Source organism: Ekhidna sp., from assembly GCF_039940915.1.
GTDB lineage: Bacteria > Bacteroidota > Bacteroidia > Cytophagales > Cyclobacteriaceae > Ekhidna.
This window is the reverse complement of record NZ_JBDVFO010000003.1, coordinates 138,633-154,946: the sequence shown is the minus strand read 5'-3', so window position 1 is coordinate 154,946 and position 16,314 is coordinate 138,633. Positions and strand designations below refer to the sequence as shown.

Here is a 16,314-nt window from a genome sequence, read left to right as displayed (position 1 = left end):
AGGAAGTGATCGTAGCGGCATTTCCTATTCAGTGTAGAAGATAATATGAAAAGGAGCAATTCTCTAAAGAAGGATCATATCAACTTTTACAACGTCAATGTCAAAAACGTAAAAATTGGCTATGCACTATTAGAAATACCTATACAATGCAAACTTTCCAAAGCTGTCTTCTCTGAAGAAATACAAGAATTCTTCATTGCTTACATCAGCAAAAATCCTTGCTTCTACTTCTACTTTCCAGGAAGAAGCTATCCTTCTGCTGGCTTCTATACTATACAACTTCGTGCTTTTTTCCAGGTCAAATATTCCACCAGCCAATATCTCTGTGCTCTTCGCATCATTAAAGGCTAATCTAAACCCCGTAAACAAATCATTGGCCAGGTTACTAATGGCCAATTCGTCCCTGCTATCATAAAGGTATTCAGCAATCAAACCCAAATCAATGCCGCTGGACTTTATGTTGCCAAACGTGAATTCAACCCCTCCTGCTAAGGACTCAAAACTTTGCTGATCTGCCTGTCTATGGATGGCCTCCAGTTTGAGTAGCAATGGCCCTGTCGTTGCCTGAATATCCACTCCTACCTGATTGATGATTGGATAAAAAAATTGCGGGTCAGATGAGTCTAAATTTAAGAACAAAGGCTCTCTACCTACACCATGAAAATACGACAGGCCCGTATCAAAAACTCCAAAATAGTTTGACCAACGAAAAGCTCCTGAAGGATACCATTCTTCCAAATCATGATCCACAGAAAAGTCATCACGCTCAATGACGGTAGGAAATCGAAGACGGCCTCCGCTTGCTGCAAATTGTCTTTTTCGAGCGTAAGGCAGATAGAAGAAATCCAAGGTTCCAACACCACTTAAATAAGAGAAATGAGCCATGGGCTGTCCCAGCTTTTGCTCACCATCAAAGCTCTCTACCTGATCTGTTTGATTTATAATATCTACTAAATGGGCAGATTCAGTCACTCCCCAAAATACTTTCTTCCATCCCAGAGACAATTCCCAGCTTCCTTTGACTCGTTGGTAATAAAGCTCTCGGATATCTGCATGCGTTCTATTATCGTCATGCTGATCGAAGCGGCCAAAAAGGACCATCTTCAATGAATGATCTCCGTCTTGCCAGGACAATTCATACGCTGGCTTGACTGCTAATGATAAATAATTTCGCTCCTGACCAGAATACAGGCCTTCGCTGAAGAAATACCTGTTTTCAAATTGAAGTTCCAGTTCAAAATCAGTTTCTCTTTCCTCCTCCTGTGCAACTGCTGCAAAGGAAAGAAGAGCCGTGAGCATTGCTGCCCACGACTTTCTACCTAACCACAATTCAATCATCCGCTATCTATCTTCCAGCTCTAATGAGTGCATTCTGATTGAAATCATTTTCCTCCAGACCTGTCTTGAAGGCATAGTTTTCAAAGAAAAGCTCTGTTTCTTTTCCCGTCTGATGATTGACCATCAAAAACTTATCTGCTCGCCAGTGCTTATCCAGATATTTTTTATAGTCCAAATACGTGAGTGTTTTCAAGGGAGACCCTTTGCGATCGAAAAACTCGATTTTCTCTAAGCGATAATTTTTGCTTGGATTGTAATAAGCTATGCGCATCTTATATCCTGATTTTACATCCACAGGGTATTGTTCCACTGCAAGCACCTTTTCCCCATTGAACGTAGCTTCTTCCAGGAATTTGTACGTATACTTTTCAACCTCATCAGAAGACAGATCTTCGTAGGCAAATTCACTGCCCATAAATGGGCCTGACTTATTGCTAGATGAAATCCTTTTCACCCTTTTGATAGCAGGTAAATAAAGCCACTGATCATCAGATCCCTCTTTGTGAGTAAAGGTCAACGTCGCTGTTCCTTTCACATCTTTCGGGCTATTGAAAACGATCATTGACTTATCACCATCTGACGTAAGTTCATAGGTCTTATTGCGCATCAGTCGCTCGCTTTGTTGACCTTGTTTATTGCGGAGAATCATTTTCAGGTTCACCTCCGACGATCCAAAACCCTCATCTTCTTTGAGGTATTTCTCCATGATCTCCTTTCCTTTTACTTCAGGAGACTGTGCTGAGGTGATTCCTCCCAATACAAGGAGCGTCACCATGCTTATAATGATATGCTTTTTCATGATTGTATTAATTTAATTGGTAGATAAAGTTGTCTTTAGTTGTGTGTCAGTTTGCTTCTTTGAGCCTGTAGTGATCAGTAACAAAGCAGGGAGTAACAAAAAGTCGATTACCAGTGCACTTACGATCACCAAAGTGGTCACTTTAGCCATTCCTGAGTTCATCCCGAAACTTGATTGTGCAAGGATGAAAAATCCGACGGTCAATACAATTGTTGTAACTACAAGGGCTCTTCCTACTGTATTGAATGCATAGTGAATGGCGTCTTTAGGAGAATATCCATGATCGCGTATGGCTCGCAAGTATTTTGTAAGAAAATGAATCGTGTCATCGACGATGATTCCCAATGTCATGCCGAAAACGATGGAAATTCCTACGTTTATTTGTCCTCCAAAAAGTGCCCATAGTCCAAATCCTGCCATCGCTGGAGTTAGGTTGGGAATGAGGCTTAGTAAACCATACTTCACGCTTTTAAGTGCAAGTATCAAGACAAGCGTGATCAAACCAACGGCTATCAGATTTCCGCTTATCAAACTCAAAATTTGCGTTCGGGAGAGATAGGCAAACATCATCGTTGGGCTAATCCCTTTTGTGTGCATATAGTCTGGGGTATTGCTTTCCAACCAACCTTCCGCTCGGTTTGCAAAATCGATCATTTCTTTTGTAGACATGTTCTGAATAGTGGCTGTTAAGCGTGTTTCGGATTTATCTACATTGATTTGATTGTTTAGATCCAGTCCAAAAGGGAGTGACAATTCATACAAGAGCAGGTATTGTGCAGCCTCCTCCCGGTTCGTTGGTATTTTGTAATATTCTTCTTCATCGCCATGCATTGAGCGATTCACGCGACGGGCAATCTCAGAATACGCATTTACGTGAACAATCTCCGGTTGGTCCTCTAACCACCGCTCAAATGCTTCCAGCTTCTGCAAGTACGCTGGATTGTTGATACCTCCCGGTTCTCCAGAACCCAATGAAAACTCTGCATTGTAAATCCCGGTAAGGTTATCACTGATAAAGTCTGTGTCTTGACGGAACGCAACCCGATCATCAAAGTATTCCACGAACTCATCATTCAATTCAATGCGTGAGGCAAAAACTGCCAGGATGGCAATGATCAAACTTGACGCCCCAAGTGTGCCCCACCTGTTAGAAACCACCAGATTCGCAATTTTTCCATAAAATCCACCTGATCTTGATTTAGCCTCATCTTTTATCTTGACTTTGACAGGCAAAAGGGACATCAATGCGGGCAAGAACGTGACGGAAAAAATGAATGCCCCAGCCATTCCAACTGCTGCAATATTTCCTAGATCTCTGAATGGAGGAACCTCCGCAGTGTTCATGGAAAGAAAACCAATGATGGTTGTCAAGCTGGTGATGAAAACAGGCATAAAATTCACTCGTAGACTTTCGATAATGGCTTCTTTCCTAGCCATCCCTTTTCTCATGCCTTGCATCATCGTAATCAAAATGTGAATGCTATCAGCAACGGCCAGCGTCATGATGATAATTGGTGCTGCTCCAGATGGTGGTGTGAGTTTTATTCCCATGTGTCCAGCAAATCCCATTCCGAAGGCTATTGAAAAAACGATAACCAGGAGCGATACGATTGTTCCAAACACGGTGCGTGTAGAAATGAAGATGGTCACAATAATCGCCAAAAACATCAATGGTATCAATGTGGCCGAGTCTTGCTGAGAAGCTTCAAAAAAAGCGCTATTCAGCATAACCAAACCCGATAGATGTGTTTTCAGAGATGGGTACTTTGCTTCAAATGCACTTGTCATTTCGCGAACCCTGGCAACCAACGTTGGATTCTCACTTACATCCTCACCTGGAAGTTGCACCGCTATGTTGATTGCGGCAACTGTACCTTCCTCGTTGATCAATCTGTGCACTAACAATGGTTCATCCAGAGCAACACGCTTAATCTTAGAAAGCTCTTCTCCTGTTTTTGAAGCCGCTTGATAAACCAAATCCTCTACATATAAATCATCCGCTTCTGCATAGGTATGCTGAAAGTTTGTGACTGCATCCACTCGGGTAGAAAATGGCATCTGCCAGGACTCGGCAGTTAATTCTTCAATAGCCGAGAGTGCCTCCTGCGTGAAAATCTGCTCATCCGTTGGTTCAATGACGATCAGTACATTGTCATCTTGTGTGTACTTTTTCTGTAGCGCCTCATATGCCAGAAGCTGAGGGTTGTCCTTTTTAAAGAAGACTCTGTAGTCTCCATCAAAGCCAAGTTTTGCACCTCCAGAGCCAAACGCCATGAAAAGCCCGATACTCAGGAGTACAACGGGCCAACGGTTTTTGACGATCCAGGCACCCCAGCGCTCACCAAACTGCTGTGAGCGTTCTTTGAGGTCATTTAGTGATTCTTTCATTTCGATTGTTTTGTTTTAAGTAATTTTCGAATAGTAAATAGTTCGGTTTTCGAAATACATGAAAACTAAAACGCTATCTTTTTATTTTAGTTCAGGAAAATTTCGATTTTCGAATATTATTTTTCTTGAAACATTTTCTTTTAGATCATTGTATTAATAAAGTGTGACAAGAATTATATGGCGATGACGGAGAACGATAAAGAAATTGGACAAACACGGGACTTCACTTCTCGATTTTCAGAGGCATTTGTGAATTTGATGATCAAAATGGAAGAAGTGGATGATTGGTGTGTTCAGGCTACAAAGGATATAACCAAGCAAGAGTTATTGCTCATTGGATTCATTGGGGAGCATGTGAATGTAATCATGCGAGATGTTGCCGAATTTCTTGATGTTCCTTTCAGCACGGCCACCGGAATCGTTGACAAATTGGTATCAAAGGACTACCTCAAGCGATTCAATTCTGAAGATGACCGCAGAGTTGTTATGGTATGCCTTGCAAAAGAAAAAGGTCAAAGCACTCACAAAATGATGATCAGAAAGAAAAAGGAAATGAGTGAACAAGTGCAGCAAACATTGAATGAGACTGAGCGAGAGCATTTGGTCACGCTCCTTGAAAAAATCACAAAAGGACTAACGGACACCCTTTAAGTTACTATTCCTCACTGTAAGAAACGATTGAACTACTTCCCTTGTTGACCATTCAAAATGAGCAACTCAGAAAATCAAGAAGCCTACTGGACTAATAGATATCAAGAGAATCTCACTGGATGGGACATTGGCAATCCTTCGCTGCCCATGAAATCATATATTGATCAATTGAGTAATAAGGATATTAAGATTCTCATTCCCGGTGCGGGAAATGCCTATGAGGCCGAGTATCTCTTTCATCAAGGTTTTAGAAACGTGTATGTCCTGGATATTTCCAACGTTCCCTTGCAGCAGTTTAAGTCACGTGTTCCGGGTTTCCCCTCTTCACATTTGCTGCATCAGAATTTTTTTGAACTTGCAGATACGTACGATCTCATCCTCGAACAAACTTTTTTTTGTTCACTTGAGCCTACTGTTGAAAACAGGTCTGGCTATGCTAAACAAATGTATGAGCTACTAAACCCTGGAGGAAAACTTGTGGGATTGTGGTTCAAACATCCTTTACGAAAAGATTCCAATCGACCTTTTGGAGGTACAAAAGAAGAGTACCTCAGTTATCTAACGCCATACTTTAGCGAGCATAGTTTAGCAGACTGCTACAATTCCATTCCTCCGCGTATGGGAAATGAGTTTTTTGGAATTTTCCAACGGAAACCTACTGCTTAACTACCCTAACAAGTTTATTGCTCTCTGAATTTCTTACTCGAATGAGGTAAACTCCACGGGAATAGTCATACAGAGAAATTGCACCTTTAAATGAGCCATTGTATCTACTCAACTTTTTAGATTGTAAGATTCTACCTTCCAAATTCAAAACATCTACCTCCAACATCCCTTGAACATCCCTATGTCCCTCAATGGTTAGTAACACAACATCTCTTGTTGGATTGGGTGCGATAATAATCTTATCCTTTTCAAGATCCGTAGAAAGTAATCGCTCAACTACCACTGTTTCCATCACTTCGCATCCTAACCCTGCTTTTACTATCACCTCATAGGTGCCAGCATCCAATCCATCAAATACGGGTGCATTTTGGAAAGACGCCCCATTGTCAATGCTGTATTCATAATCGCTCCCGCCGCTGGCGGTAAGTAATATGGATCCTGGCGTATTTCCTGTAGCATTGCTTACCTCCACCAATACTTCCAGCTGGCATCCATTTCCAACACAAAAATCCGTGGATCTAAATTCCTCAAAATCACCGGGGCCTGAAAACAACACCGTACCATCTGGAGCAATCAATTCATACGATCCATTACCGTTACCGCCGCAACAAAAACCGTCTCCAAAAGTGTCAAACACAAAAATTCGATAGCAGGCATCTGTTGGAAGGCATGCAAAGTCGACGATCTCAACACCGGGGGTGCTTCCAGAATACGAATTACTGCGAGCGAATAGTGTGCCGTCAGCTTCTCCGTCTGTAATGATCCATCCAATTTCTCCAGGAAAATTATCGGGAACAATTTTGATTGCTAGTTGCTCCATATTCAGATCATTGATAATGTCAAATGTCGCTTCATTATCATCCATCTTGCCATCTGTATCATTGTTAACATTCCTGAGAACTGCTTTTAGTGAATTAGTTCCACTTGGCATATTGGTAAAGGACTCGTCAATTCCTATGCTTCTCCCCCTTGCAACATTGCCAGTCCACGCTACAGTCTTTTGCACCTCACCATTCAGCACAAGGTCTACATCTGCCGATTTAAGCGTGTCAAACCCATTGTTGAATAATCGAATGGCTACCGGTAAAAGGGCATCCTCAATGCAAGTTCCGCTTTTATTGCTTGTCATCTTTATCGCTCCGTCCACCGAAACGAGTTGCTCAATAGTGGCTTTAAAAACATTATTGTCCTCGAAATCATCGGTGTATACAATGACAAAAGACAGGTTATAATCTCCAACTGCAGACATATCGAGTGTCTGATCAAAGGTATATTCCAGTGTATCTCCAGCCGCTACTGTACCAACATGCGTGTATGTACTAATTACATTTCCATCCAATTTTAGCTGCAAATCAAAGTTTGTCACATCTATTGCACCTGGATTTACAACACTAACAGAAACAGCTTCAGTAGCGGACAAATCTGCCCCACTTACAGGTGCATCAATGCTGGCAGCAAGTAGGTCATTGTTTCGAGTTTCGGCAATTTTAAAAGAGACAATTCTTGTTCTGGAATTCTGACCTCCGTTGCCAGCGTACTCAGTGGTATGCCAAAATGTTTGTCCATCCACCGGATCTACTGACATGTGCGCATAATCGCCAAATCTACCTCCAGAAGAAATTCCATTGCGTCCGTCTACCACTACTATTTCATCATAGGTCATTTCACCCAGCGGGTCATCTGCATTTCTACCTGTTAATCGTACTCCTACATATTCATCTTCGCTACTCACATTAAAAGCCAAGCCAATATTGCCTTCTGCATCCATGGCTATGGAGCTCATGTATCGATCCAGGCCGTCTGGAGAATAGGTTCCTTCCTGGTACAGCTTCCAATCCTCACCTTCCACTCTTCTCATCTCCGTCCAGCGGACGCCAGCTAAATTTTGTCCATCAGTTACGTCGGTCACAAAACTTAGCACGAAAGATTCATGTGTTCCGAAATTTCGATATTGAGGCACATTCATGATTACTTCCGGAATGGCATCCAGTCCTCCTCCATCTCTTTGAGGTACACATTGGAAACCTTCGCCCGTTACAGAACATGGATTGGAATCGTATGGAGAGGTTGGGATTTCCAGTTCTTCAACAATCGTATTTTCTGGATTTTCAAAGTCGATATCAAATGAAATGATTTCAATCACATCTTCCGAAACTTCTCCCCAGGAGGAGTCATTCAACTTTACCGCAAGTGGCTTGCTCTCTTTGGGTTTTGGGCCGCCTGACCAGTTCACGGGTGTAGTAACAAAAAAGCCCGCCTCGGTATTATTCCCATTGACAGTCACACGCTGAACGGTCACGTCTTTTTCACCTGCCATCAAAGCTTCTCTTTCGATGAAGTATTGATGCAATTGTCCTGGGCCTTGCTCATTAGTGCTCACCACAAGTGCATTGTCCCAAATGCCATACTTCGGATAATCAGGAAAATTTGGTGTTGCAAAAGCGTAAACAGAATATACGCCCAACGGATCTTCATCTTCTGAAATGGCTATGAGCAGCAATGAGGTAGATTGGGGAGCGAATTCAGTAATGATCCATTGGTGGTACTCCGTATCATAAAGAATGATTGGATCACCAGCAGACCTTTGATCAACATTTTCCCAGAACACATTTCCGTTAAAGGTTTCTACCAATGTACCGTCCTTCAAAAAAACACCTATTCTGGTAGCATTAATGGCTTGTACATAATGATTTTGACCAATTGCTCCTGAAGGATCATTCGGACTACTGCCACTGACACCATCCATATTTACAGTGGGAACGATGGTTCCTGCACTGGTGGCTTGCTGCGCATTAAATCTCAACGGGTCAACTCCTTGATGTTCAAGTTCGGGGCGTTTTATTTTACTATTTTTTCTACCAAAAAAATTGGGAGGCAAATTCTTACTTTGCTTAGCTGTGCCTCTTCCTTTTATAGCTTCACCTTTTTCAATCAATTGATCCAGCCGTTCTGTCTTGCCGAAGAACGTAGCTTTTGTACTCGCCACATCTATGTCCTTTATTGCTTTGCGCGTTTGAGCTTGCCCAATGCCTACAAGACAGGTAAAAAACACTAAATACACTAATTTTTGCATGTCAGTTTGTTTAGAATGAATGATCTGGATTTATTGATAAGAATCAATTATTCTGATAAGCTTCTATGGATTCGATTCGGGTATTTTGCTTCAATTTCTCTACAAATCCGTCCATTTCAGATGGGAGCATTTTCACTTTAACAAGCCATTGATTTTGAGATCGGCTTGTCCTTTTCTTTTCGATCAGAATGTCTGATCCAAGTTCTTCAATATCATCCAAATTTGATCGTTCAGAGGCTAGTAGCACCAGAAATTGATATTCTTGCTCTACTGCTTGAGTGGTCGCAGAACGTTGGCAGCTGACCCCACAAATTAGAAGTATCGGTAAAAGGAGTAAAAAGGAGTTAGCTCGCAGCTTGGGAGTATCCATGTATAATTAATCTTCTCTAATAAGAATACAATTTAGCATAAAAATACCCCACTGTCATTTGCGTCATATTTGCCAATATGATGCAATCCAATTCAAAAAACTTCTGCTTGTTTTGCAAGTTCGCCTAATCAAAAGTCATCTTACACCAAAAAACTAAAATTCAATCTTAATCAACCGACCGAATTCCTCTTATGAAGTTCTTTTTGAATCGTGTTTCTTACAACTTCCTGAAATTCATTTACTGAACGCGAATCATACTTCGAGGGGTCAATTGGTTCATGAATGATTACACGACTTTTCCGCTTCCAGCTCATTTTAAATTTCCCGTCATCCGGAAGAATGCGCCAATTATCTGCAATGGTAACAGGCACCAAATGAACGCCCGTTTTTAACGCCATACGGAAAGGACCTTCTTTAAATTCACTTAATTCTATGGTATTTCCCACTTCGATTCCACCCTCCGGAAATACGGTAAGGGAAACTCCATCTCTCAGTGCTTGTATGCTCTCTTTGAAGGTCGCAATGCTACTTCGTGGATTGTCCCGATCTACCATGATGTGAAAATTCTTGAAATAATATCCAAAGCCGGGGATCTTAGAAAGTGACTCCTTACCAACAAATTTGAATGGTTTTGGCACCTGGGGCATTGTGGTAATGTCAAGAAAGGAGAAATGATTTGGGCAGAATATGTAAGTCGATTTCTTATCCAGAAAATGTTTATTCTCAACCTCAATCCTTATTCCAATAAGGAAATAAAACAGGGTGGTCAAATGTCTTGTTAGCACAAGCCCCAGCTTCTTTTTCTTAAAAAGTATTATCAGCAGGAAAAGTGGGAATAGGAGTATAAATACAATGAAAAAGGCGATGCCCATATAGATTAAAAACAACCTTCTTAAAGCTTTTTTAATCCAGGTATCCTTCTTTTCTGACATGGCTTATTGAGACGTGATTTTCGGCAAAAATAATCTTCTTTTGCTGAAGGATTGTAGACGGCTAAATCGCAACTTTAAAAGGTGCGAATGACGGATATTTTTTCATCCAGTATCAGCTTCACAACCCCATTTTGAAAATTTTTTGAGCGCGTGATGCGGTGAACTTCTACTAGACTATTCTTGTCTGAAGATACAGGTAAACTCAGATTTGTTTCTTCTCCCGATGTATCCAAAAGTGTCAACTCCATGGTGCCTTCAATCTTATCTAGTGAGTCATTAACCAATGAAATGACCAGTTGATCTGCTTCCCAATGTGGGATCAAAGCAACTGGGGCGTATAGTGAGGTTAGCTCTTCATAGAGCACTTTTTTTCTACCAAAGACATCTACGGCGCTCCAACTTGGGCCGGGCCAGCAATCATTGAGTTGCCAAAATAACGTTCCCCAACAATGGCCTCTTTTCAATCGATGGGCATCAATGGCTATTTGCATGGCTTTCGCTTGTGTCTGCTGACTTTTAAGAACAAAATCTTCAAAGCTTGTAGCTTCACCAAAGTATTTTCGCGATTGCTCTGCAATCATGCCATTACCTATGTAGCTTTTTTGATGATGTTTCATCACGTCAGAGTCTAGCCTCCACTCAGACGAATCGGCGAAATAAGCGATAGTTTCCATGCTGGGAAAAGATTGAAATCCATATTCACTCATGAATCGACCCACATTTTTTCTATACCCATCAAAATCATCAGGTCCGTGCCACACTCCCCAGTAGTGCATGCTTGCATAGTTGTAGTTTTCAGGTCTACCCCAGTTGCTCAGCGGTGATGTAGTGGTATAGGGGCGGTCGTCAAGTTGCCCTAGTAGGGTAGGAATTCGATCACGGAACAGATAAACATAATCATTCCATATTTTGGTAGAATCTTGAGCCGAAAATTTAAACTGTTTCTGCCAGCCCCAATTGTTCCAGGCAACATCTACTTCATTGTTGCCATTCCATAGAACGATCGAAGGATGATTTCTCAATCGCTTTACGTTATCAATCACCTCTCTTTCAACATTTTCTATAAATGCTGAATCCCCAGGATACATGCTACAGGCAAACATGAAATCCTGCCAAACCAATATGCCATGTTCATCGCACAATTCATAAAATCGATCATTTTCATAAATCCCCCCTCCCCATACGCGCAACATGTTCATGCCTATATCACTCGCATCTTTGATGAGTTTCTCATAGTCCTCATCTTTTACCGAAGGGAGAAAGTGACTTTGCGGGATATAATTGGCGCCACGGGCGAATAGAGGTTGCCCGTTTATGATAAAATAGAAGCTCTCGCCAATACTGTCTGCTTCTTGAATGAGTTCAACCGTTCTCAACCCGATCTTGGCAACTTCCTCATCAAGATGTATTCCTTCTTGTGTCAATGTCACAGGGATTTCATACATATTTTGCTCTCCCCACCCATTTGACCACCATCGTTTAGGGTTTACTATTTCGAGCGGGACAATGACTTCATTGATTCCCTTTGTGACCTTTGCTTGCACTTTTATATCCATAACAAGCAAGTCGATCACAGAAGCTGATGCTGCGTCGATTGAAATTACCGCTTCGAGTTTAGCTACACGATCACTCAAACTTTTCTGCGCTAGTTGCACATTTTCAATTCTTGCCACGTCGTACGATTCAAGATATACCGGTCGCCAAATACCTGATGTGACCAACCTCAACCCCCAGTCCCACCCAAAATGATATGGAGCTTTGCGCGTAAAAGGGCTTACTTTTCGCTCTACTGTTTCATTCGGGGCAGGAAGTTCATACCCCAAAGTATCTAGTCTTGGAAGATTGACCTTCAATGGCGATGAAAATTTGACTTGGAGTTCGTTTTCACCAGCTTTCAGTAAGTCCTTCACATTTGTTCGCCAGCGACGAAACATGTTATCCGCTGAGAGAATCAGCTTACCATTGAGTGTTACATCAGCGTAGGTGTCCAAGCCTTCAAACACGAGATCTATCGCATCTCTATCCAATTCCGCCTTTTGAAGTGTAAAGGATTTTCGATAAATCCAGTTCTCATTTTCGACCCAAAGTACCTTCAATTCATTCGTCCCTATCCAAGGATGCGGAATCATATTGTTCGCCATTAAATCTGTGTGGACGACACCCGGCACAGTGGCTTTTCTCCAAGTGTCCTTTCCATCCTGAGTAAACTCCCAATGATCGTTTAAATCCGATCGAGTTAGTTTTTCAGAGGTATCACAACCAAAAAAAATGAAAAATGAAATAACTAGGACACGGTTAAATTTTCTCATCTAATCTGGCTTTGATTTCTTTTACTATTTTAGAATCCGTCATCAGAATGGCATCTTCCGGAATATCCAAACTACCATTCATTGGAATTTTATCTGTCTTCAATGCTTGTCCTTTAACCAACGACTTAGCTGAAAAATGAAATTCTCGACAGCCAATCTCAAACAGCTGATCAATGTTATGCTTGTTAATTCCTCCACCCGGCAAAATCACTATTCGACCAGCAGCTTGATGGAGCATTTTCTTTAAATTTTCTCTTCCATCGATTGCGCATTCTCGCTGTCCAGATGTCAATACTCTGGTCACTCCAATTTGAACCAAATCTTCAATTCCAGATGCTACATTTTCTACATGATCAAAAGCCCGATGAAAGGTGAATGGGAGCGGGGCAGTCAGTGTCACTAACTCACGCGTTCGTTCAATATCAATCCCGCCATTAGAAAGTAGTACCCCGGAAACTATGCCATCTACCCCTGCCGCCTTAGCTGAAACTATGTCTTGCTTCATAATTTCAAATTCCAAATCACTGTAGATAAAATCGCCTCCTCTCGGTCTTACAAGTACATAGACAGGAATAGTCAGCTTTCTTTTTGCTAGCAGAATTGTCGCATGACTTGGGGTAGTTCCACCTTCCCATAGGTTATCACAGAGTTCTACTCTGCTGGCACCTCCTTTTTCAGCATTTATTGCCGATTGAACTGAATTTGCACATATCTCAATCTGGTAATTCACGCAGCTATTTTACACTAAATTCATCAATAAACAGCCACGCTTTGCTACCTGCTGCGTCATGCCAATCGGGACATACACCTAAGTTCCTGGCTATAATTCTCACAAATCGACCTTCAGTTTTTTCATCGATCGTTAAGCTATACTCTTGTGTTTTTTGCTCCTTATTGCGAGGTGAATCTTTATTTAAAATAGTGCCTAATGAGATGTATTTGATCCCATCCGTTGAAATCTCATAGGTTACCTCGGTGGGAAAGAAAATCCAGGCGTTGTTGTATTGCAAAAATCCCGATGACAGTTGGCTAACTGATTTAATTTCTCCTAAATCGAGTGTAGCCACTACATCGTCTCCCCAGTATCCTTGCCATTTTCCATCTCTAAATTGGTTGCTTCCTTTTAATCCATCCGTTATTCCACCAATCCCTCCAGCTGCGTAGTTTGCACTATACTTCGTTGCTATGTTTGGCTTGAGCCCGTTAGCCAAATGTGGCTCAAATCGCTGGTAGATGGTGTCTTTAAATAATCCAGATTCTTTCTCGAAAGTGATCGCCCAGTTTACTGGCTCCATAATTTCCTGAGACTCGTGATACACATGACTTTCAACACCATCGAAATAATAAATGATTATGGAAGAATCATATGAAGTAAGAGAAACTTCCAAAACCCCACTTTCTGTATTGGTCTCAATTTGTACAGGCACTGTTTCAAAGCCGTAGTGCACACCAAGTTTATCTAACATTCGATAGTGATTGGACAAGCGAGCCCTGAACTCACCAAAGTTCTTCTTTTCCTCGCCACTCCAAAGTACCTCAGACATGGCAATCAATCGGGGAAATACTTTGGAGTCTATCTCTGGCTGTGGAGCTCGCTCGCTCCACATATTGGCTTCACCACCAATAATGAGTCTCCTTTCTTCTTCACTTACGCCCTCAGGTATCGGATTGAACCCATAAACCTTTGCCAAGTCAATGTCATTCAATCCATAATCAAAGTAGGCATGCGAGGTGGGGGAAACGATCGCTCTATTCCCCAATCTAACAGCATCCTTGGCCCCTTCAAACCCTCTCCAACTCTGCACTGTCGCTCCGTCAGGCAGGCCTCCCTCCAAAATCTCATCCCATCCAATCATCTTCTTACCTTTTGAAGCGAGGAAGTCTCCAATTCGACTGATGAAATAGCTCTGCAGTTCATGCGCATCGTGAAGACCTGCTACTTGCATCCTCCGTTGACATTTCACACAATGTTCCCACCGATACTTTGGCACTTCATCCCCTCCTATATGGATATATTCCGATGGGAATAATTCAATGACTTCTTCTAAAACATCTTCCAAAAACATGAATGTAGAATCATTTCCGGCGCAGTATATTTCTTTAAACACCCCCCAGTCTGTCTCGACTTCAAATGGACCTCCTGTACATGAAAATTGCGGGTAAGCCGCCAATGCTGCTTGCGAATGACCGGGCAATTCTATCTCTGGAACAATCGTCACTTCTCGATTGGATGCATATTCAACAATTTCCCGGATATCATCTTTGGAATAGAAGCCTCCGTATTTACCTCCTTTACCGTCATCTCTCCAAGCTCCAATTTCTGTCAGCTTAGGATACTTATCAATTTCAATTCTCCAACCCTGGTCCTCCGTTAGATGCCAGTGAAGAACATTCATTTTGTACAGAGCAAGAAGATCAATGTATCTTTTCACAAAATCCTTTTCCATGAAATGCCTTGAACAATCCAACAAAAGCCCTCGCCATTGAAACCTTGGACTATCCACAACCTCCATCGCTGGCACCGTTTTCCCATCATTGATCAACAATAACTGCCTAATGGACTGAAATCCATTTAAAAGTGCTTGATTACTTCCTCCCGTCAGCTCGATTGATTTTTCGCTAACAATAAGCCGGTATTCATTCTGAGGCATATCAGATACCTTAAAACAAAAAGTATTATCCTTTGCTTGAGAATCAATGGCTAATTCAAAAGCGGTAATGGAATTCAAGTATTCTTGAACGATTGATTTCAGACTTGAAGAAGTCTCATCAAATACGAGCCTGGTGTTTTTATCAACCTTGAATAAACCCTGATGAGCTATTTGCTCAGTAGGCTTTGGAATCAAGGCAATATTTGAATTTTCGCTTGTATCACAGCCAGCACAGACCATCAATAGAATCCATACGGAATACACCGTGACGAAAGGGTTTAGTTTGTTCACCCTTCGAAAATACTCAGAAATCAGAGAGAAATACCCCCGTCGATGGTGATCGTCTGACCCGTAATGAAACTTGTCTGATCCGAACAAAGCCAATACACCGTGTCCGCAATCTCATCGACTTTTGCATAGCGTTTCATTGGTGTTGCACGCAATAGCCGTTCTTTCAGTTCCGGCTTAGTCTCGTGCAATTGATCAAAATGGTTGGTATCTGTATATCCTGGGCAAACGGCATTGACGCGTATATTATTGCGTCCATATTCAAGCGCCACTGTTTTCGTCATATTTATCACTGCGGCTTTGCTTGCTGCATAAGCGATGTTGTTTGGCGCAGCAATCTGTCCAGCAAGTGAAGCTACATTAACAATAATGCCATGCCCCTGTTCAAGCATGTAAGAGAGGGCATATTTCATTCCATAATAAACCCCACTTTGATTTACCGCCACCACCTTATCCCAATCTTCCAATGAGCTATCGGCTGTCTTAGCTACTTTAGATTGACTTATTCCAGCGTTGTTAATTAATACATCCAGACTACCAAATCGATCATATGCCGCTTTCATCAGCTGTGCCATTTGCCTGGCGTCAGACACGTCAGTCGTAAAGGCAACAGCTGATTTTGGACGAATTGTATTTAGCTGATTCATAAGGGAATCCGCTCCTTCTTTGTCTTGGTCTGACAAAACCACATTCATCATTCCGTGCAAGCTCATTAATCTGGCGGTAGCTGCACCAATACCCTGAGCAGCGCCGGTGATTACGCACACTCTGTTTGATGTTTCCATATCTTAATTTAATTCATAAACTTCTCATTTGATAACATTTTTACCTTTTCTTATGGGAAAATAT

The 16,314-nt window shown here is 41.8% G+C and carries 12 protein-coding genes; 2 read left to right on the top strand and 10 right to left on the bottom strand.

From position 1 onward, the window contains the following. Positions 1–129: 129 nt before the first annotated feature. The 3 genes from ABJF57_RS15560 to ABJF57_RS15550 are packed head-to-tail and all read right to left on the bottom strand — an operon-like array spanning position 130 to position 4,525. Entirely contained in the window at positions 130–1,338 is a 1,209-nt protein-coding gene (locus tag ABJF57_RS15560; protein WP_462232249.1) for a hypothetical protein, read from the bottom strand. A gap of 7 nt (positions 1,339–1,345) precedes the next feature. Further along, complete coding sequence (locus tag ABJF57_RS15555) at positions 1,346–2,137, bottom strand: outer membrane lipoprotein-sorting protein (RefSeq protein WP_462232248.1); 792 nt, start codon at positions 2,135–2,137, stop codon at positions 1,346–1,348. A gap of 12 nt (positions 2,138–2,149) precedes the next feature. Further along, on the bottom strand, positions 2,150–4,525 hold the full coding sequence (locus ABJF57_RS15550) for an efflux RND transporter permease subunit (RefSeq protein WP_462232247.1): 2,376 nt from the start codon (positions 4,523–4,525) through the stop codon (positions 2,150–2,152). Positions 4,526–4,708: 183 nt separating this feature from the next. Between ABJF57_RS15550 and ABJF57_RS15545 the strand changes: the two genes are divergently transcribed. Both ABJF57_RS15545 and ABJF57_RS15540 read left to right on the top strand, forming a co-directional pair. Next, entirely contained in the window at positions 4,709–5,176 is a 468-nt protein-coding gene (locus ABJF57_RS15545; protein ID WP_462232246.1) for a MarR family winged helix-turn-helix transcriptional regulator, read from the top strand. A 57-nt stretch (positions 5,177–5,233) separates the two neighbouring features. Further along, complete coding sequence (locus tag ABJF57_RS15540; RefSeq protein WP_462232245.1) at positions 5,234–5,842, top strand: methyltransferase domain-containing protein; 609 nt, start codon at positions 5,234–5,236, stop codon at positions 5,840–5,842. Here the strand turns inward: ABJF57_RS15540 and ABJF57_RS15535 are convergent. The 7 genes from ABJF57_RS15535 to ABJF57_RS15505 all read right to left on the bottom strand — a co-directional run bounded on the left by ABJF57_RS15535 (position 5,832) and on the right by ABJF57_RS15505 (position 16,250). After that, positions 5,832–8,915 carry a T9SS type A sorting domain-containing protein gene (locus ABJF57_RS15535; protein ID WP_462232244.1) on the bottom strand — a complete coding sequence of 1,028 codons (3,084 nt, stop codon included), beginning with the start codon at positions 8,913–8,915 and terminating at the stop codon, positions 5,832–5,834. The two genes, ABJF57_RS15540 and ABJF57_RS15535, sit on opposite strands and share 11 nt — an antisense overlap. A 43-nt stretch (positions 8,916–8,958) precedes the next feature. Continuing rightward, positions 8,959–9,285 (bottom strand): hypothetical protein, encoded by a 327-nt coding sequence (locus ABJF57_RS15530; RefSeq protein WP_462232243.1) that lies wholly within the window; start codon positions 9,283–9,285, stop codon positions 8,959–8,961. A 170-nt stretch (positions 9,286–9,455) separates the two neighbouring features. Continuing rightward, positions 9,456–10,217, bottom strand: coding sequence for a lysophospholipid acyltransferase family protein (locus ABJF57_RS15525; protein WP_462232242.1), 762 nt, complete (start codon positions 10,215–10,217; stop codon positions 9,456–9,458). Positions 10,218–10,291: 74 nt separating this feature from the next. After that, complete coding sequence (locus ABJF57_RS15520; protein ID WP_462232241.1) at positions 10,292–12,526, bottom strand: glycoside hydrolase family 2 protein; 2,235 nt, start codon at positions 12,524–12,526, stop codon at positions 10,292–10,294. After that, positions 12,513–13,256, bottom strand: a complete 744-nt coding sequence (locus tag ABJF57_RS15515) for a copper homeostasis protein CutC (RefSeq protein ID WP_462232240.1) — start codon at positions 13,254–13,256, stop codon at positions 12,513–12,515. Before ABJF57_RS15515 ends, ABJF57_RS15520 begins: the two co-directional genes overlap by 14 nt. Before the next feature lie 4 nt (positions 13,257–13,260). After that, complete coding sequence (locus ABJF57_RS15510) at positions 13,261–15,468, bottom strand: glycoside hydrolase family 20 protein (RefSeq protein ID WP_462232239.1); 2,208 nt, start codon at positions 15,466–15,468, stop codon at positions 13,261–13,263. Between the two features lie 20 nt (positions 15,469–15,488). Next, positions 15,489–16,250 (bottom strand): SDR family NAD(P)-dependent oxidoreductase, encoded by a 762-nt coding sequence (locus ABJF57_RS15505; RefSeq protein ID WP_462232238.1) that lies wholly within the window; start codon positions 16,248–16,250, stop codon positions 15,489–15,491. Positions 16,251–16,314 lie beyond the last annotated feature (64 nt).

Coding starts and splice junctions, on each gene's coding strand:
- ABJF57_RS15530 (WP_462232243.1), bottom strand. CDS start 9,285: ATGGATACTCCCAAGCTGCGAGCTAACTCCTTTTTACTCCTTTTACCG.
- ABJF57_RS15505 (WP_462232238.1), bottom strand. CDS start 16,250: ATGGAAACATCAAACAGAGTGTGCGTAATCACCGGCGCTGCTCAGGGT.
- ABJF57_RS15540 (WP_462232245.1), top strand. CDS start 5,234: ATGAGCAACTCAGAAAATCAAGAAGCCTACTGGACTAATAGATATCAA.
- ABJF57_RS15550 (WP_462232247.1), bottom strand. CDS start 4,525: ATGAAAGAATCACTAAATGACCTCAAAGAACGCTCACAGCAGTTTGGT.
- ABJF57_RS15535 (WP_462232244.1), bottom strand. CDS start 8,915: ATGCAAAAATTAGTGTATTTAGTGTTTTTTACCTGTCTTGTAGGCATT.
- ABJF57_RS15560 (WP_462232249.1), bottom strand. CDS start 1,338: ATGATTGAATTGTGGTTAGGTAGAAAGTCGTGGGCAGCAATGCTCACG.
- ABJF57_RS15520 (WP_462232241.1), bottom strand. CDS start 12,526: ATGAGAAAATTTAACCGTGTCCTAGTTATTTCATTTTTCATTTTTTTT.
- ABJF57_RS15545 (WP_462232246.1), top strand. CDS start 4,709: ATGACGGAGAACGATAAAGAAATTGGACAAACACGGGACTTCACTTCT.
- ABJF57_RS15525 (WP_462232242.1), bottom strand. CDS start 10,217: ATGTCAGAAAAGAAGGATACCTGGATTAAAAAAGCTTTAAGAAGGTTG.
- ABJF57_RS15555 (WP_462232248.1), bottom strand. CDS start 2,137: ATGAAAAAGCATATCATTATAAGCATGGTGACGCTCCTTGTATTGGGA.